This window comes from Streptomyces sp. NPDC002698, assembly GCF_042888945.1.
Taxonomy (GTDB): domain Bacteria; phylum Actinomycetota; class Actinomycetes; order Streptomycetales; family Streptomycetaceae; genus Streptomyces.
In genome coordinates this window covers 335,175-352,434 of the sequence record NZ_JBIAQM010000005.1, presented here as the reverse complement: position 1 = coordinate 352,434, position 17,260 = coordinate 335,175, and the positions used below count along the sequence as shown (strand labels likewise).

General features: G+C 72.1%; 15 protein-coding genes. 10 read left to right on the top strand and 5 right to left on the bottom strand.

Annotated features, from left to right (window positions below; genetic code table 11):
- Positions 1-272: 272 nt before the first annotated feature.
- From ACFYW9_RS10605 to ACFYW9_RS10595, 3 genes are all read left to right on the top strand, one after another.
- Positions 273-1,361: a phosphotransferase family protein gene (locus ACFYW9_RS10605; RefSeq protein ID WP_389147418.1), complete on the top strand. Its 1,089-nt coding sequence runs from the start codon at positions 273-275 to the stop codon at positions 1,359-1,361.
- A 10-nt stretch (positions 1,362-1,371) separates the two neighbouring features.
- On the top strand, positions 1,372-2,001 hold the full coding sequence (locus ACFYW9_RS10600; RefSeq protein ID WP_389147415.1) for a TetR/AcrR family transcriptional regulator: 630 nt from the start codon (positions 1,372-1,374) through the stop codon (positions 1,999-2,001).
- 161 nt (positions 2,002-2,162) lie between these two features.
- Complete coding sequence (locus ACFYW9_RS10595) at positions 2,163-4,292, top strand: HelD family protein (RefSeq protein ID WP_389147412.1); 2,130 nt, start codon at positions 2,163-2,165, stop codon at positions 4,290-4,292.
- 98 nt (positions 4,293-4,390) lie between these two features.
- Here ACFYW9_RS10595 and ACFYW9_RS10590 read toward each other — a convergent pair whose 3' ends face one another.
- A complete protein-coding gene (locus ACFYW9_RS10590) occupies positions 4,391-5,680 on the bottom strand; it encodes a hypothetical protein (RefSeq protein WP_389147409.1) in 1,290 nt (429 codons plus the stop codon).
- A 198-nt stretch (positions 5,681-5,878) separates the two neighbouring features.
- Between ACFYW9_RS10590 and ACFYW9_RS10585 the strand changes: the two genes are divergently transcribed.
- The 3 genes from ACFYW9_RS10585 (at position 5,879) to ACFYW9_RS10575 (ending at position 7,510) form a co-directional block, all read left to right on the top strand.
- Positions 5,879-6,409, top strand: a complete 531-nt coding sequence (locus ACFYW9_RS10585) for a helix-turn-helix transcriptional regulator (RefSeq protein WP_351860242.1) — start codon at positions 5,879-5,881, stop codon at positions 6,407-6,409.
- Between the two features lie 55 nt (positions 6,410-6,464).
- On the top strand, positions 6,465-7,055 hold the full coding sequence (locus ACFYW9_RS10580; protein WP_351860240.1) for a hypothetical protein: 591 nt from the start codon (positions 6,465-6,467) through the stop codon (positions 7,053-7,055).
- A gap of 116 nt (positions 7,056-7,171) precedes the next feature.
- The gene (locus tag ACFYW9_RS10575) at positions 7,172-7,510 is read left to right on the top strand and encodes a DUF2516 family protein (protein WP_389147621.1); all 339 of its coding nucleotides are present in this window, start codon (positions 7,172-7,174) and stop codon (positions 7,508-7,510) included.
- Between the two features lie 108 nt (positions 7,511-7,618).
- On the opposite strand, the gene ACFYW9_RS10570 is transcribed toward ACFYW9_RS10575, so the two are convergent.
- The 3 genes from ACFYW9_RS10570 to ACFYW9_RS10560 form a co-directional block, all read right to left on the bottom strand.
- Positions 7,619-8,947, bottom strand: coding sequence for a PP2C family protein-serine/threonine phosphatase (locus ACFYW9_RS10570; RefSeq protein ID WP_389147404.1), 1,329 nt, complete (start codon positions 8,945-8,947; stop codon positions 7,619-7,621).
- Between the two features lie 315 nt (positions 8,948-9,262).
- Positions 9,263-10,354 carry an NlpC/P60 family protein gene (locus ACFYW9_RS10565; RefSeq protein ID WP_389147618.1) on the bottom strand — a complete coding sequence of 364 codons (1,092 nt, stop codon included), beginning with the start codon at positions 10,352-10,354 and terminating at the stop codon, positions 9,263-9,265.
- 277 nt (positions 10,355-10,631) lie between these two features.
- Entirely contained in the window at positions 10,632-11,417 is a 786-nt protein-coding gene (locus ACFYW9_RS10560; RefSeq protein WP_389147400.1) for a class I SAM-dependent methyltransferase, read from the bottom strand.
- Between the two features lie 318 nt (positions 11,418-11,735).
- Between ACFYW9_RS10560 and mshA the strand changes: the two genes are divergently transcribed.
- The 3 genes from mshA to ACFYW9_RS10545 all read left to right on the top strand — a co-directional run bounded on the left by mshA (position 11,736) and on the right by ACFYW9_RS10545 (position 15,790).
- Positions 11,736-13,073, top strand: a complete 1,338-nt coding sequence (gene mshA / locus ACFYW9_RS10555; RefSeq protein ID WP_351860231.1) for a D-inositol-3-phosphate glycosyltransferase — start codon at positions 11,736-11,738, stop codon at positions 13,071-13,073.
- Positions 13,074-13,357: 284 nt separating this feature from the next.
- Positions 13,358-13,849 carry a YbjN domain-containing protein gene (locus tag ACFYW9_RS10550; protein WP_389147397.1) on the top strand — a complete coding sequence of 164 codons (492 nt, stop codon included), beginning with the start codon at positions 13,358-13,360 and terminating at the stop codon, positions 13,847-13,849.
- A 180-nt stretch (positions 13,850-14,029) separates the two neighbouring features.
- Positions 14,030-15,790, top strand: a complete 1,761-nt coding sequence (locus ACFYW9_RS10545; protein WP_389147394.1) for a glycosyl hydrolase family 28-related protein — start codon at positions 14,030-14,032, stop codon at positions 15,788-15,790.
- Positions 15,791-15,809: 19 nt separating this feature from the next.
- Here ACFYW9_RS10545 and ACFYW9_RS10540 read toward each other — a convergent pair whose 3' ends face one another.
- Positions 15,810-16,580 (bottom strand): AraC family transcriptional regulator, encoded by a 771-nt coding sequence (locus tag ACFYW9_RS10540; protein ID WP_389147615.1) that lies wholly within the window; start codon positions 16,578-16,580, stop codon positions 15,810-15,812.
- A gap of 67 nt (positions 16,581-16,647) precedes the next feature.
- Between ACFYW9_RS10540 and ACFYW9_RS10535 the strand changes: the two genes are divergently transcribed.
- Positions 16,648-17,184: a DUF2000 family protein gene (locus ACFYW9_RS10535; protein WP_389147391.1), complete on the top strand. Its 537-nt coding sequence runs from the start codon at positions 16,648-16,650 to the stop codon at positions 17,182-17,184.
- The last annotated feature ends 76 nt before the right edge of the window (positions 17,185-17,260 follow it).

The window sequence follows — 17,260 nt, the reverse complement described above, 5'->3', positions numbered from 1 at the left end:
GGGCCGTGCCCCGACGGGGTGAACCGTGCGACACCCGCGCGGCGGCCCGCGCGAGCCGTAGCCGCTGCTCAGCGCCCGCGTCACGACAGCGGGAAGGCGGCCCTTCGCATAGCGGACCAGCGCGCTGAGGAGCAGGTCTTCTGGAATTATGCCCATTCACGAGTGGCGACGGAGTACCGTTCTCCCCTCTTTTCTCTTCGGTCGCGGTTGTGTTGAGAGAACGGTCAATGTCACCCGAATCGGCTTCCCTGGCTCGGCGGCGAGCCGTTGAGGTGAGTGGCGACGCGGGAGTGGTCGAGGGACCACTCCATGGCTACCACCACGAGACGTATGTCGTTCCGCTGCCGGTCCTGCCGGGAGAAGCCGAACCGGGCCGCTGGAAATGCCGGGAGCCGCGTCCCGGGCTGCTGTGGTTCGACCGGCGCTGTTTCGCGTCCGAGGAGGAACTGCTCCGCGCATTGCAGGGGCGCATCGAGGGCGTCCCCGACCTGATCCAGGCGGGCTCCGCCGGTCTTCAGCGGTTCGCCGGTCTCCAGCGGTTCATCGAGGGCGAGACGCTGGGGACCCTGTACGGATCCGGCGGCGGTATCCCGTCGTCCCTCCTCGGGCAAATCGTTTCCCTCTTCGGGCAGTTGGCCCGGGTAAGGCCCGATTCCCTGACCGTGGAACGGACGTGCACACCTGTTTACCGGGCTGCCGAGGGAGACAGTGACGGCTTTTTGGAGCGGTTGATCCTGTTCACGGAAGAGGAGGTGTACCAGCGGAATATGCCCGACTTCAAAGGCCTGTTCTACGACCTCGGACTGGACGGCGCCTCCTTCGGAAAACTCCGCGGGCATGTGTCGGGACTGACCCGCCGCCCTTTCCATCTGCTGCACGCCGATCTCCACCGCGAGAATTTCGTGGTCGACGGAGCGGGCCGGCTCTGGACGATCGACTGGGAACTGGCGATGTTCGGAGACCCGCTCTACGACCTGGCCACCCACCTCTACCTGATGCGCTACCCGCGGGACCAGGAAGACCGGATGATCGAGCAGTGGCGCAAGGTCGTCACCCCCCGCGGTTCGGACGGCTGGGAGGAGGACCTTCCCAAGCTCCTCGCCTTCAAGAGGGCCCAGTCCGTCTTCACCGACGTCATCCGGACGGCCCTGTCGCTGGAGGAGGAGGGGCGGACGGTCGACGCGAGTCTCCTCGCCCGGGCGGGCGGCAGGATCCAGCAGGTGCTGAGCGCCGCGACGGTGCCGCTGGGGATCGAGGTCCCGGCCCCGGAGAGCGTCACGGCCGCGTTGGGCCGTTGGTACGAAGAGCGGGCGAAGAGCGCGGGAGCCATGGCCGGGGCCGCGGTCCCCGGTGGTGCGTAGGCTCGTGACCATGAGTGACACCGGACTGCGCGAACGCAAGAAGCGGCGGATGTACCAGTCCGTCTCCGACACCGCCATCGGCCTCTTCCTGGAGAAGGGGTTCGACGCCGTGTCCGTCGCCGAGGTCGCGGCCGCCTCCGAGATCTCCAAGCCGACGCTCTTCCGGTACTTCGCGTCCAAGGAGGACCTGGTCCTGCACCGGTTCGCGGACCACGAGACCGAGGCCGCGCGGGTCGTCGAGGAGGGCCGGGCGGCCGGACGGCCCGCGATCGACTCCCTCCGCGAGCACTTCCTGGACGGTCTGCGCAGGGAGGACCCCGTCACCGGGCTCAACGAGCATCCCGGCGTCCTCGCCTTCCACCGGTTGCTCTACGGGACGCCGTCGCTGGTGGCGCGGATGTACGGGTACCTGGAGCGGTCCGAGGCCGCGCTCGCCGAAGCCCTCGCGGAGCCGCTGGGCACCGGGCTCGACGCACGGCTCGCCGCCGGACAGATCACGGCCGTGCGCCGCATCCTCGCCGAGGAGAACCTGCGGCGGATCGCGGAGGGGGAGCGGGTGGCCGCCGTACGGCCGGACGCGGTGGCGGCGGCCGAGCGTGCCTTCGCGCGGCTCGCGGCCGGGTTCCCCGGGCTCGCCTGACCCCGGGGTCCCGGGGTTCGTGCCCGGGGATCCCGGGGTTCGTGCCCGGGGATTCCGGGGTTCGTGCCCGGCGGGGGGCGGCCAGGGGTCCGTAGAGGCATCCGAGGTGCGACTGGGTAAAGAATGTTACTCGGTTAAGTTATTCCGGTACCCTGGATGGAATGACGCCACCCGACCCCGCCCGACGGCCTGCCCCGGACCTGCCGCTCGCCCGCTCCCTCTCCCGTGAACGCGCCTTTCACGACACCTGTCGCGCCGCCCTCGCCGCGATGGTCGACGGCGCCGAGGAGCAGGTCGTCACCGGCGAGGACGTCTCCGCGTCCGGGGCCGACGCCGAGGTGCTCGGGTATCAGCTGCGCAGCCAGGCCAAGGAGATGCGGGAACTGCCCCAGGGGCCCCTGTTCTTCGGCCGGCTGGACTTCCAGGACTCGGTGACGGCGGCCGGCGACCACGCCGGGCAGAGCTATCACATCGGGCGGCTGCGGATCAGGGAACACCCCGCCGCCCCGCCCCTCGTCGTCGACTGGCGGGCCCCCGTCTCGCGCGCCTTCTACCAGGCGGGTGCCCGCGATCCCCAGGGCGTCGCCGTCCGCCGGCGCTTCGGCTGGGCCCCCGGCAGCCGCGGCGACTCCGCCGACCTCACCGGTCTCGAGGACGAACCCGTCGGGACGGCGCGGCCCTCGCCGGGACCGGTCCCGCCCGAGCCGACCGGAGCCGGGGAGGGTTGGGCTGTGCCGAGCGGGACCGGTCAAGGCAGTTCGATCCTCGCCGAGGAGATCGAGCGCCCCCGCGTCGGCCCCATGCGGGACATCGCCGCCACCATCCAGCCCGAACAGGACGATCTCGTACGGGCCGACCTGCCGGCCTCGGTCTGCGTGCAGGGCGCCCCGGGCACCGGCAAGACCGCCGTCGGCCTGCACCGGGCCGCCTACCTCCTCTACACCCATCCGCAGCGCGTCCGCCGCGGCGGCCTGCTGATCCTCGGCCCCAACCGCACCTTCCTGTCGTACATCGCGGAGGTCCTTCCCGCGCTCGGGGAGACCGGCGTGCGCCAGTCGACGATCGGCGAGGAGATCGCCGGCCGTCCGGTGACGGGCGAGGACGGCGAACGAGCCGCGGCCGTCAAGCACGACGCCCGGATGGCACGGGTGCTGCGCCGGGCGTTGTACGGGAGCATCGGCGTCCCGGCCGAGGACCTCGCCGTGCCGGACGGCACGTACCGCTGGCGGGTCCCCGTCGCCGTACTGCGCCGCATCGTGGACGGCGTACGGGCCGAGGAACCGCCGTACGCCGTCGGGCGGGAGCGGGTGCGGACACGGGTCGTGCGGTATGTGCGGGAACGGGCCGAGCTGCGGGCCGGGCCGCAGACGAACGCCTGGGCGCAGCGGATCTCCAGGGCCCGGCCGGTCGGCGCGTACGTCGACGCGGTGTGGCCCCGGGTGCGTCCCGAGGAACTGCTCGCCCGGCTCCTCACCGACGCCGGGGCGCTGGAGCGGGTCGCCGAGGGGATCCTCGACGCCGAGGAGCGGAAGGCGGTCCTGTGGGCGCGGCCGCCGCGGTCGTGGAAGTCGGCGCGGTGGTCGGCCGCCGATCTGGTCCTGCTCGACGAGATCGCAGGGCTGATCGAACACCCCCAGGGATACGGCCACTTGGTGATCGACGAGGCGCAGGACCTGTCGCCGATGGAATGCCGGGCCATCGCGCGGCGGGCCTCCTTCGGGTCGCTGACCGTGCTCGGGGACCTCGCGCAGGGCACGACTCCCTGGGCGGCGCGGGAGTGGGGCGAACTCCTGGCCCATCTGGGTAAACCGGACGCCGCCGTCGTCCCCCTGACGGTCGGGTTCCGGGTGCCCGGGGTCATCGTCGAACTCGCCAACCGGGTGCTGGAACGCCTGGATGTGGGTGTCCCGCCGGCCCGGTCCCTGCGCGGGGACGGCGCGTTGAGGATCCGGCCGACCGCCGACCCGGCGGCCGAGACCGTCGCGGCCGTACGGGAGGCGCTCGCGCACGAGGGGTCCATCGGGGTCATCACCGCGGACGCCGACGTCACCGAGGTGCGGGAGGCGCTCGGCGCCGCGGGGATCCGCGCCGCCGGAGCGGATGAACCGGGCGCGCGGATCGCGGTGCTGCCCGCGAGTCTGGCCAAGGGGCTGGAGTACGACCACGTCGTGGCCGTGGAACCGGCGGCGATGGCGGAGGCCGAGACGCGGGGTCTGCACCGGCTCTACGTGGTGCTGACCCGGGCGGTGTCGCGCCTGGACGTGATCCACGCGCGCCCGCTGCCCTGGTGACGGGTGCCGCCGCGCCCACGGATCGAGCGGGACAGCCGCGGCCGGTGTCCCGCTCGAACGGTTCCGGGCGCGACGCCCTCGGGCGCGCGCCGGACGGATTACCGCCGGGCCGCGCGCCGACGGACGATCAGGACCGCGCCCGCACCGGCGGCGACGGCCGCGGCCGCGGCACCCGCGAGGGGCAGCGCCGGGCCGGAACCGGTGGCGGCGAGGTCACCGCCGGTGGTGGTGTTCGCTCCACCGCCCGTGCTCCCGGATCCGCCCGTGCTCCCGGATCCGCCCGTGGACCCGGATCCCCCCGTGGTCCCGCCTCCGCCGGTGGAACCCGAACCGCCCGCCGAGCCGCTGCCGCCGGTGGAACCCGAACCGCCCGCCGAGCCGCTGCCGCCCGTCGAACCGCCGCCCTCGACGTGGAGCAGGATGTCGGCCTTGTCGTTCGCCTTGTTCACGTCGTACGGGCGGGCGTCGGAACTGAGGGTCACCGAGCCCTTGGCTCCCGCCACCGCCTTGTCGATCCTCAGCTTGAAGGAGCGGATGCTCACGTCTCCCGGCTCCATCCAGTCCGGCTGGCCGCTGTCGCAGGAGTAGGTTCCGGCTGCCGACTTCTCGCAGAGGCCCGGCTTCTTGACCACGGTCGTGCCCGCGGGCACCTTGATCAGCAACCGGGTGGACAGCTTGGGGCCGGGCTGCTCCAGCACCCACGCGGGACCGGCGTTGGTGACCTTCACCGTGACGTCGACCGTGTCCCCGACCCGGCCCTTCAGCTCCGCGCCCGACACCTGGAAGTCGGCCGTGTTCACCGTGTTCACCCGCACCCGGGCCCTGGCGGAGCCCTCCGAGCCGCCGCCGGGCAGAACGGCGCCGGGCCGCTCCACCAGCTTCGACGCGGGAGCGGTTCCGCGCACGGGCCTGTGGGCGTATTCATCGCCGCCGGGGTATTCGTAGTCCCAGACGACGACGTCGAGTTGGTCGTACAGCGCCCTGTCGAGGGCCTTGATGGGCAGCTTGTCGGGGGCATAGACGACATCGGGCTCGACGGTCTGGTCGAACTCGCAGGTCAGCAGGGTTCTGGGCGCCAACTCGTCGTACTCGCCGATGTCCCACCGCACGCAGTTCGAGGGCACGTCGGCGAAGTCCAGCCCCTCGGTGACGTAGAACCACACGTAGACCTTGTCCAGCGCCTTGGTGCCCGTGGTGCCGAAGGTGACCGGCGCCTCGAAGGTGGTTCCCGGCTTCACTCCGTCGACCGACGCGGCGCTCAGCACCAGCCCGGTCCCGGGGCCGTCGGCCACGGCGGAGGGAGCGCTGCCCAACGTGATCAGCGCGCCGGCGCCGACGACGCCGACGGCCCTGCGAAGTGTGCGGAGGCTGTGCCCGGAGCGGAGCATTCGGTTACCTCTGGATTGAAGTGGCGGATATGCACGGTGAATTGCGGGTTGCAAGTACCGGACATCAGACACGCGCAGAGGTCGAACGGTTGTACTGGCGCCGTCATGATCGGCCGAGGGGCCACGCCCTTCGTGGCGTGACACACTTTTGCAAGCAGGTGCTTGCAAAAGTTAGCGACGATGGGGCAAGGTGGGGGCATGGCATCGCTCAACGTCGGCAATCTCGGTGAGTACCTGCGGGAGCAGCGGCGCAGCGCGCAGCTGTCGCTGCGGCAGCTCGCCGACGCCGCCGGGGTGTCCAATCCGTATCTGAGTCAGATCGAGCGCGGGCTGCGCAAGCCGAGCGCGGAGGTGCTCCAGCAGGTCGCCAAGGCCCTGCGGATCTCCGCCGAGACGCTGTACGTGCGGGCCGGCATCCTCGACGCCGAGCGGGACCGTGACGAGGTGGAGACGCGTGCCGTCATCCTCGCCGATCCCACGCTGAACGAGCGGCAGAAGCAGGTGCTGCTCCAGATCTACGAGTCCTTCCGCAAGGAGAACGGGTTCGAGATCGCACCGGCGGACGAGACCGGTCACGACGCCGAGGCGCCGGGCACCGGCGCGGGGCGCGGCACCGACGCGCCCGAGACTCAGGACATACCGGACGCCCAGCCTCCACAGGACACCGCCGTCCGCGGCCCCCGCACGGCCGACGGCAGCGATGCCGGTCCGCAGCAGACCGCGAGTTGACCGCATGCGGATCACACAACCCTCAGCTGAAAGCGATTACGGGAGGACCATCGTCATGGCCATCACCGACGACATCCGCAAGGCCGCCACGGACCCGACCCCGCTCTACTTCCTCGCCGGCACCGCCGACCTGGCCGTTCAGCAGGCGAAGAAGGTCCCCGGCATCGTGGAGCAGATCCGCGCCGAGGCCCCGGGCCGCATCGACACCGTGAAGAACATCGACCCCAACGCCGTCCAGGAGAAGGCCACCGCCCGCGCCAAGGAGGCGCAGGAGACCCTTCAGGCCAAGGTGACGGAGTTCCTCGGCACCCTCGACACCGACCTGAAGAAGCTCGGCGAGTCCGCCCAGGACTTCGCCCTGCGCGGTGTCGGCGTCGCCGCCGAGTACGCCGTCAAGGCGCGGGAGACGTACGAGAAGGTCGCCGAGCACGGCGAGCAGACCGTGCGGACCTGGCGCGGCGAGGCCGCCGAGGAGATCGAGGACTTCGCCATCGCCGTCGAGCCGAAGGCCGAGCCGGTCGAGGTCAAGGAGGAGGAGAAGCCGGCGGTCGCCGCCGCCGAGGACGCCCCCTCCAAGAAGAGCCCGGCGAAGAAGACCCCGGTGCGCAAGCCGGTCGCCAAGAAGACCGCTCCGCCCGCGAAGTAGGCGAGCGAAGCACCACGATTCCGCCGTGCGCGGACGGGCCGGGCACTCTCCGAGTTCCCGGCCCGTTCTCCGGGTACGGTGGCCGTAGAGACGACTCGAACCGGGCGGTGGACATTGTGCTGATGACGGCATTCGGCGGTCTGATGTGGCTGATCTTCACAGCCATGCTCGTGCTCGCCGTGGCGGCGCTGGTGCTGGCCGCGATCGCCCGCGAGGACGCCTACCGCGCCGCCGACAAGCAGAACAAGATGTTCTGGCTGATCATCCTCGGCGTCACCGTGGCGGTGAACCTGCTGGTGCCGATGCTCTTCCTCCAGCTCGCGGGCCTGGTCGCCACGATCGTCTTCTTCGTCGACGTCCGCCCCGCGCTGCGCCAGGTCTCCGGCGGAGGCGGCGGCCGCCGAGGCGGCAGCAGCAGTGACGGCCCGTACGGCCCGTACAACGGCGGCAGGTAGACCCTCGCCCGGCGGAGCAGGTAGACCCCCGCCCGGCGGGGCGCCGGGCATGGCCGGACCCCGGCCACGGAACACCCCGTGGCCACCCGGGCCACGGGAGTCCCGTGGCTAAGGAGTCCGGTCCAGCAGCAGTACCGCCACGTCGTCCGCCAGCTCTCCGCCGTTGAGTTCGCGCGCCTCGTTCACCGCGGCGCGCAGCAGGTCCTCGCCCTGGAGTCCCTGGGCGAGCTGACGGCGGACCATGTCCACCATGCCGTCCAGGCCCAGGCGTTCCTTGCCCACGCCGGTGTGGCCCTCGATCAGGCCGTCGGTGTAGAGCATCAGGCTCCACGCGGCACCCAGCTCCACCTGCATGCGCGGCCAGCGGGCGTTCGGCAGCAGACCGAGCGCGGGGCCGTTGTTGTCGTACGGCAGCAGCTGGGCCGGCCGGCCCGGACGGGCGATCAGCGGTGACGGGTGACCGGCCAGGCAGAGCCCGGCGCGGCGGCCGTCCGGCGCGATGTCCACGGTGCACAGCGTCGCGAAGATCTCGTCGTTCTCGCGCTCGTGCTCCAGGACCTGCTGGAGCGTGGACAGGAGTTCGTCGCCGCACAGGCCCGCGAACGTCAGCGCACGCCAGGCGATGCGCAACTCCACACCGAGCGCCGCCTCGTCGGGCCCGTGCCCGCAGACGTCGCCGATCATCGCGTGCACCGTGCCGTCGGCCGTGCGCACGGTGTCGTAGAAGTCGCCGCCGAGCAGCGCGCGGGAGCGGCCCGGGCGGTAGCGCGCGGCGAAGCGCAGCGGGGAGCCCTCCAGCAGCGGGGTCGGCAGCAGGCCGCGCTCCAGGCGGGCGTTCTCCTGGGCGCGGAGCCTGGACTCGGTGAGCCGTCGTTCGGCCTTGTCGGAACGTTTCCGCTCCACCGCGTACCGGATCGCGCGGCTCAGCAGCCGGCTGTCCAGCTCGTCGCGGAACAGGTAGTCCTGGGCGCCGACGCGCACCGCCTCCGTGCCGCGCTCCGCGTCGCCGGACGCGGTGAGCGCGAGGACGGCGTGGCCGGGCGCGAGCCGCAGGACGTGCTTGAGCGTCGCCAGCTCGTCGGCGCTCTCCGCCGCCTTGCCCGGTGCGGGCAGCGCGAGGTCGAGCAGGATGCAGTGGACGTCGTCGGTGAGCAGCCGCTCGGCCTCGGTGAGGTTGCGGGCGGTGCGGACCCGGACCGGCCTGCCGGCCGCGTCGAGCATCTCGGGCACGCCGAGCGAACCCGCCGGGTCGTCTTCGATGACCAGGAGGGTCAGATGGGTGGTGCCGGTGATCGGGGTCGTGGTGCGGGCTTCCGGTGCTGTCCCGGCGGGGCCGCCGGTGGTGTCGCCGGATGGGCCGCCGGGTGAGAACACGGCTTGAGCCTGACCACTCTCCACGGCCGGGATCGCTCTCTGCCGCGGTACGGGTACGGGCATCGTCTGGGTTCCTTCCCTCCCCCCGAGGGCGTGGTGGGGCGAAGGACCTCGACCCACCGACGGGGACCATAGCGCCCGCCGGTGCCGCAGCGGAATGGCGTACGGCGCGGTGCCGGGCAAAGGGCCGGCGTCATATGCCGCATCCCGTAACGCACTTGGACAGGACGCGGTTCCCCGGGAGATGACGAAGGTCACGTCCCTGGGTCCGATCGGCCGGGGCAACCGTGCGGTAGGTCACGTGCGGTGCGTCACGCGTGTGCCGTCACGCCTGACGGCACACCCCCGTTCACGGCGCTCCGTGCCTGATGGGGCGTCCTACGCGTCCGGCCGTACGACGCCCAGGATCTGCATCGAACCCGCGCCCGCGATCGTCACCGTGCGTCCGGGGCGCGGGGCGTGCACGAGCGCGCCGTCCCCTATGTACATCCCGACATGGCTGGCGTCGTCGAAGTAGATGATCAGGTCGCCGGGGCGCATGTCCTTGATGTCGATGTGCTTGAGCTGCTTCCACTGCTCCTGCGAGGTGCGGGGGATGGGGTGACCGGCGGCCGCCCAGGCCTGGGAGGTGAGTCCCGAGCAGTCGAACGTCTTCGGGCCCTCGGCGCCCCACTCGTACGGCTTGCCGATCTGGTCGGTCGCGTACTTCACGGCCTTCCTGCCCTGTTCGGAGGCGTCGCTCTTGATGTCCGAGAGGACGCCGGAGCTCAGCCAGACGGACTGCGCCTGGTAGGCGGCCTCCTCCTCCAGCTTCGCGAGCCGCTCCTTCTCCTTCTTCTCCAGCCGGGACTCCAGCTCCTCGGCGTCGGAGATCCGCTGCTTGATCTTCTTCTTGGCCTCGGCCAGGGTCTCGCGGTCGGCTTCCAGCTTCCGCCACTGCGTGGAGGCGTCCTTCGCGTACTGCCGCAGGTCCTCCTGGGTGCGGGCCATCTCGCCCATCAGCCCCTTGGTGGCGTGCTCGCCCTGCCGCACCCGCCCCGCGCCGTCCAGGAACTCCTGCGGGTCGTCGCTCAGCCACAGCCGCGCCTGGGGCGGCAGCCCGCCGCCCCGGTACTGTGCGCGGGCCGCGGCACCCGCGCGGTCCTTCAAGGCGTCCAGCTTCGCCTGGCCCTTGACGATCTGCTGGGCCAGCCCCACGATCTCGGCGGACTGCTTCTGGACCTTCTCCTCGGCCGCGTTGTAGGCGTCCGTGGCGACCGCGGCTTCGTGGTAGAGCTTGTCGAGCTTCTTGCGGACCTCTTCAAGGTCCTTGTTGCTCACGGGTGTCGGGGTCGCCGTGGGAGTCCTCGTCGGCGTCGGCTTCGGTTCCGGGCTCGCGTAGGCCGTCCCCGCCGACGCCAGCACCACACAGGCACACGCGCAGGCCAGGGCCATGGCCGCCGTGGTCAGGCTCCGCTTGCCGGATCCCATTTCTCCGCCCCCCATCTGATTTACCGTCAGTAACATACGGATGTCTGAGGGATCGTGCCATGTCGGCGCGCAATGCGACAGAGCCGGGCAAGAACTCCCTCCCCCTCGCGCGAGCGACAGGCAGGAACTCCCTTCCCCGCGGCTCGCGTCGGCATGACGATCTCATCCCCCCGCCTGTGTGACGTGCGACTCACCGAGATCGTTCCCGCCGGTTCGCGCACCGGTCGCGCACCGGTCGCCTCCCGGCCGCCGCGGCGGCCCGGCGGCCCGCGCTCCGTCAGGCGCGGGGCGCCAACGCCTCCCAGCGCACCGTCACTTCGCCCTGGCGCCAGCGGGCGATCCCGTCCGTGACCGGCCAGTCGGCCCTCAGGTCGCGGACCGTGCGTATCCAGCGCTGCCTCGCGCCGTACGCCGCGTACGGCGCGGCGGCGGCCCAGGCGCGGTCGAAGTCGCGCAGGAAGGAATGCACGGGCTCGCCCGGCACATTGCGGTGGATGAGGGCCTTCGGCAGCCGCTCGGCCAGGTCGGACGGACGGTCCAGGGAGCCGAGCCGGGTGGCGAAGGTGACCGTGCGCGGGCCTTCCGGGCCGAGGGCGACCCAGACGTGCCGACGGCCGATCTCGTCGCAGGTGCCCTCGACGAGCAGTCCGCCCCGGGAGCCGGGGCCCGCGGGCGCGAGCCGTGCGCGGAGCCGCCGCCAGACCTCGGCGACCTGCTCCTCGTCGTACTGGCGCAGCACGTTCGCCGCCCGGATCAGCTGCGGCCGGCCCGGCACCGGGACCTCGAAGCCGCCGTGCCGGAAGGCGAGGCCCTCGCGTTCGTACGGGCGGGCGGCGGCGACCCGCGCGGGGTCGATCTCGACGCCGAACACGTGGGTGCGGGGCGCGGCGGTGCGCAGCCGGGCCAGCAGCTCGACCGCGGTCCAGGGCGCGGCGCCATAGCCGAGGTCCACGGCCACCGGCTCCGGCGCCCGGCGGAGTTCGGCGCCGTGCACGGCCGCGATCCAGCGGTCCATGCGCCGCAGGCGGTTGGGGTTCGTCGTCCCGCGTGTCACCGTGCCCACGATGGGGGTCCCCCCGCTCGAGCGAAGCCGAGAGTGGGGGAGGGACGCTGCGCGGGGTGTCATGCGTACGAGAGTAGGCGGCCCGGCTCGGACCGGGTGACCCTGTGGACAACCGGCGGGAGCCCCCGCCCCGCCTGTGGAAAACCCCGGTGGATCCGGACCGGCAGGAAGGCAGACGCACCCCGCGATCGAACGGTTGAGCGATGCGGGGTAATGATTCGGCAAAGGGGAAATGGAGCGGACACCTCCGGCGTTCTCCCTCCTGGAGGGCGTGACACGTCCTCCGACCGGCATGCCCGCAGCAAGGAGGACCGCCACGTGAGCCAGTACGTCAGCAGGCTCGGGCGTCGCTCCCCGGCGGGGGCCTCGCGGCTCAGACTGCACCGCAGGCCCCGTCGCGTCGCCATGCTCTCCGTGCACACCTCGCCCCTGCACCAGCCCGGCACGGGCGACGCGGGCGGCATGAACGTGTACATCGTCGAACTCGCCCAGCGGCTCGCCGCGATCAACATCGAGGTCGAGATCTTCACGCGGGCCACGACCGGGGCACTCCCGCCGGCCGTCGAGCTGGCACCGGGCGTCCTCGTCCGGCACGTCGACGCGGGCCCCTACGAGGGACTCGCCAAGGAAGACCTCCCCGCCCAGCTGTGCGCGTTCACCCACGGGGTCATGCAGGCCTGGGCCGGTCACCGCCCCGGCTACTACGACCTCGTGCACTCCCACTACTGGCTCTCCGGCCACGTCGGCTGGCTGGCCGCCGAACGCTGGGGCGCGCCCCTGGTGCACGCGATGCACACCATGGCCAAGGTCAAGAACGCGGCGCTGGCCGAGGGCGACACCCCCGAGCCCGCCGCCCGTGTCATCGGCGAGACCCAGATCGTGCGCGCCGCCGACCGCCTCATCGCGAACACCGCGGAGGAGGCCGACGAGCTCGTACGCCACTACGGGGCGGACTCCGGCAGCGTCGCCGTCGTCCATCCCGGGGTCAACCTCGACCGCTTCCGGCCCGCCGACGGCCGGGCCGCCGCCCGCGCGCGGCTCGGCCTCCCGCAGGACGCCCTGATCCCCCTGTTCGCGGGCCGCATACAGCCCCTCAAGGCCCCCGACGTGCTGCTGCGCGCGGTCGCCGTCCTGCTCGACGAGCGGCCCGAGCTGCGTGCCCGGATCGTCGTCCCTGTGGTGGGCGGCCCGAGCGGGAGCGGACTCGCCAAGCCCGAAGGGCTCCAGAAGCTCGCCGCGCGGCTGGGTATCGCCGACGTCGTACGGTTCCGGCCGCCCGTCGGCCAGGATCAGCTCGCGGACTGGTTCCGGGCCGCGTCGGTGCTGGTCATGCCCTCGTACAGCGAGTCCTTCGGACTGGTGGCCATCGAGGCGCAGGCGGCCGGCACGCCGGTGCTCGCGGCCGAGGTCGGCGGCCTGCCGGTGGCCGTACGCCACCAGGAGACCGGCTTCCTCGTGCAGGGGCACCATCCCGCCGACTACGCGCGCGTGCTCGGCGAATTCGCCGACGACGAGACCCTCGTGGCCCGTATGGGGGCCGCCGCGGCACGCCACGCGGAGCGCTTCGGCTGGGACACCGCGGCGGCGGCGACGGCGGACGTGTACACGGCGGCGACACAGGACCACCGGCGCCGCCTGCGCGCGCACCACGCCTGAGACGGCGGCGGAGGCACCACGCCGGACGCCGCCCGCGGGCGCGCCATGCCCGACACCGGCTGCGGAGGCGCCATGCCCGGCAACCGTCCGCGGACGCGCCACGCCTGACAACCGTCCGCGGAGGCGCCATGCCTGACAACCGTCCGCGGAGGCGCCATGCCTGACAACCGTCCGCGGAGCCACCACCCTCCGGCAACCGCCTGCGGACGCACCGCGCCCGACGTCGGTTCCCCGCGTCCGACCAGGCGCGGCACCCCCCGACGAGGGTCAAGTACGCTCGCCCCATGGCTGACGCAGCGTCGATCATCGAGCGGGTCCTCACCGAGGCCGAGCTGGAGTGGGAGAGCCCCGACGCGGGCTCGTACGTCGTGAAACTGCCCGGCACCCGCAAGCTGTCGACGACGGTCTCGCTGATCGTCGGCAAGCACTCGCTGTCGCTGAACGCGTTCGTGATCCGCCACCCCGACGAGAACCACGAAGCGGTCCACCGCTGGCTCCTGGAGCGCAACCTCAAGCTCTACGGGGTCGCCTACGCGGTCGACTCCCTCGGGGACGTCTATCTGGTCGGCAAGCTGCCGCTGACCGCCGTCACCCCGGAGGAGGTGGACCGTCTCCTCGGGTCCGTCCTCGAAGCCGCCGACGGCTCCTTCAACACTCTCCTGGAACTCGGTTTCGCCTCCGCGATCCGCAAGGAGTACGCCTGGCGGGTGTCCCGCGGCGAGTCGACGCGCAACCTGGACGCGTTCACAAACCTGACTCGGCGCCCCGTCAACTGACGCTCGCCGTCCGGCGGTTCCCTGGTGACCGACCTCCGTTAAATAGCTATTGCGGGACCCTTTCCCCGCCCGGGGCCTCCGTGGCATGCTCGCCGCCGACGCACACCTGAACGTCGTTCACGTACATGAAAATCCGCAGGGAAACGCTCCGCAGGGAAACGCATGGAAGGGCGGACGGTCATGACCGACAGGCACGGGTACGGGTACGGGTACACGGGGATCACCAGGCGGGCCCTGCTCGGCAGCGCCACGGCGGTGGCGGCCACGGCCGTCACCGGCACGACGGCCGCCGCGGCGCCAGGGGCCACCGCGGCGGCCCCGCCACCCGCCCGGGGCACGGCCGCCGCACTGTCCGGCGGCGCGCAGGCCGCCTCCGCCCGGTCCGGCGAAGTGCCCCCGCTCTGGAGGGAGTTCGTCCGCTCCCCGTTCACCCACCCGCAGATCCCGTACGTCGGCAGGGCGGGCGCGCACCGCGGGGCCGCGCGCTTTCCCCGTCGGCGCGTCGTGACCGACATCCGCGACCACGGCGCCGTCGCCGACGGCACGACGGACTGCGCTCCCGCGATCAACCGTGCCATCGCCGCCGCCGGAAGGGCCGGCGGTGGCACGGTCACCATCCCTCCCGGGACGTTCCGCATCGACGACCTGATCCGCGTCGGCCACTCGAACGTGGTCCTCCGGGGCGCCGGCAGCGGCCGTACGACCCTGTACGCGACCCGGAACCTCACCGAACTGATCGGCGCCTACGGATCCCGGTACGGCGGCGACAAGTCGTCCTGGTCCTGGGCGGGCGGCCTCATCTGGCTGGCCCCCACGGCCCGTTGGGACTCCCTCGTCTCCGCCGTCAAGGCGAAGGCGTGGCCCTTCGAGGGCTGGACCGGCAACACACGCGACGCCTGGCGGACCCTCACGACCGTCGAGCCCGCGCGTCAGGGCTCCTGGACGGTGACCGTCGCGGACGCCTCCGCACTGCGCCCCGGAGCACTCGTCCTGCTCCGCCTCGCAGACGACGCCGACCACACGCTCCTGGAGCACATGTCGGGCGGCGGACCCGGGCCCGAGGCGTACTTCTGGGACGACAAGACCAAGCTGACCTCGTACGTCCCCTACGAGTGGCCCGTCCGCGTCGCCCATGTGCGCGGCCGCAGGGTGACCCTCGAACGCCCCCTCCCGCTCGACGTACGTCCGGAGTGGGACCCCCGGCTGACCACGCACGCCGAGGAGCTGACCGGCTCGGCGGTGGAGGGGCTGACCCTGGAGGCCGTGGAGACACCGCAGTCCCCGCACCTGCTCGACAAGGGCTACAACGGAGTCGTCCTGCAGTGCGCCTACGACTGCTGGGTGGACGACGTCACGGTCCGCCACGTCGACAACGGATTCGGTCTCGTCGCCGCCTCCGCCTGCACCCTGCGCCGTACGACCGTCGCCGGACGCGGCTCGCACCACCCGTACTTCTGCCGCGAGGGCTCGCACGACAACCTGATCGAGGACTTCACCGTCGAGGAGCGCACCGTTCCCGCGCCCGCCGGAACCCAGCTGCACGGCATCAACGTCGAGGGCCTGTCCTCGTACAACGTCTGGTCGCGCGGCGACATGCGGATGGGCACCTTCGACTCCCACCGCGGACTGCCCTTCGCGAACGTCCGTACCGACATCACCGTCGACAACGACGGCCGGCACGGCGGCGACGCCTCGGCGGGACCGCTCTTCGGGGCGCGCTTCACGCACTGGAACATCCGGGTCACCAACGGGCGCGCCGGTCTGATGAAGATCGACGGCCTCGCTCCCCGCAGCGCCACCGTCGGCGTCAACGAGGTCACCGAGTTCGACCAGACCGACGTACCCGACTTCACCGGGGACCTGCGCTCCCGGCTGGAGCTGTACGGGACGACGGACGTCGTACGGCCGCGCAATCTGTACGAGGCCCAGCGCGACCTGTAGTCCGGACGGAACCGCGGGTTCACGACCGCACGTACCGCCCCGGAGTCACCCCCACCAGCCGTCGGAAATGGCGGGTGAGATGGGACTGGTCGTAGAAGCCGGTCAGGGTGGCCACCTCGCCCGGTGGCCGTCCGTCGAGGAGCAGACCGCGGGCGCGGTCCACGCGGCGGGACATCAGGTACTGGTGCGGTGCGATGCCGAACGCGCCGCTGAACGCCCGGACCAGATGCGCGGGGTGGGCGTGCACCAGCCGCGCGGCCTCGTCGAGGGTGATGCCTTCCACGACCCGCTCGTCGAGGAGCTCGCGCAGGCGGAGGGCGAGCGGCCGGTCGGCGTGCGGGACCTCCACGGACCGGGGGCGCAGCAGCCCGCGCACCCGGTCCGCGATCAGCGTCAGTCTGCTGTCGGCCTCCAGCTCGTCGCCCGGGTGGGCGAGCGCCGTGTGCAACCGGGCGACCCGCCGCCGCAGTACGGGATCCGCGAGACCGGGGCCGTCCACCGCGGGTCCGATGAGGTCGTCGGCCAGGCGCGAGCCGTCGAGGTAGAGGACCCGCTTGCGGAAACCGTGCTCGGTGGCGGGAGCGCCGTTGTGCGGGATGTGCGGCGGGAGCAGGGTCACCGTGTCGCGCGGGGTGCCGTGCTCGTGCCGGTCGAGGTCGTAGCGGACGGCGCCGTCGTCGACGATCAGCAGGGTCCAGGCCTCGTGCACGTGCATCGGGTACGCGTACTCGGTGTAGTGCGCGTGGAAGACCTCGACGATGCCCGGGACGCTCGGGCGCCACGCGGACATCTCACGCTGAGGGGTCACGCTAAGAACGTACAAGACGACGGCGTACGCCGGTCGGCAGTGTTCTCGCATGAGCAGCGAGACCGACATGAACCCGTCCGGCACCGGTGATGTGAGCGGCCCGAGTGGCCCGAGCGGTCCGAGTCCTTCGGGTGGCGGGGCGGTGGGCGGAGCGGGCCTTTCGGACGCCGCACCCGTCCGCTTCGACACCAAGATCACCGTCGTCCTGCGGGACGACCTGGAGCCCTGGCAGCGGCTCAATGTGACCGCCTTCCTGGTCAGCGGCCTGGGGACGGCTGTCCCCGAGGTGGTCGGGGAGCCGTACGAGGACGCCGACGGGATCTCCTACCTGCCGATGTTCCGGCAGCCGGTGCTGGTCCTGGAGGCCTCGAAGGAGACGCTGACCGCCGCCCACGGGCGCGCGCTGTCCCGGGCGCTGCCGCGAGCGGTCTTCACCTCGGACCTCTTCGCCACGGGCAACGACCGGGACAACCGCGCGGCCGTAAGAGCCGTGCCGACCGGCTGGCTGGACCTGGTGGGACTCGCGGTGTACGGACCGCGGAACGCGGTGGACAAGGTGGTGAAGGGGGCGCGGATGCATCCGTGAGGTCCGGACGTTCCTCCGGAGGGCTCTCCGGAGGGCGCCTTTTGCACCCTCCGGGGCCCCGAGGCCGGGGTGTCCC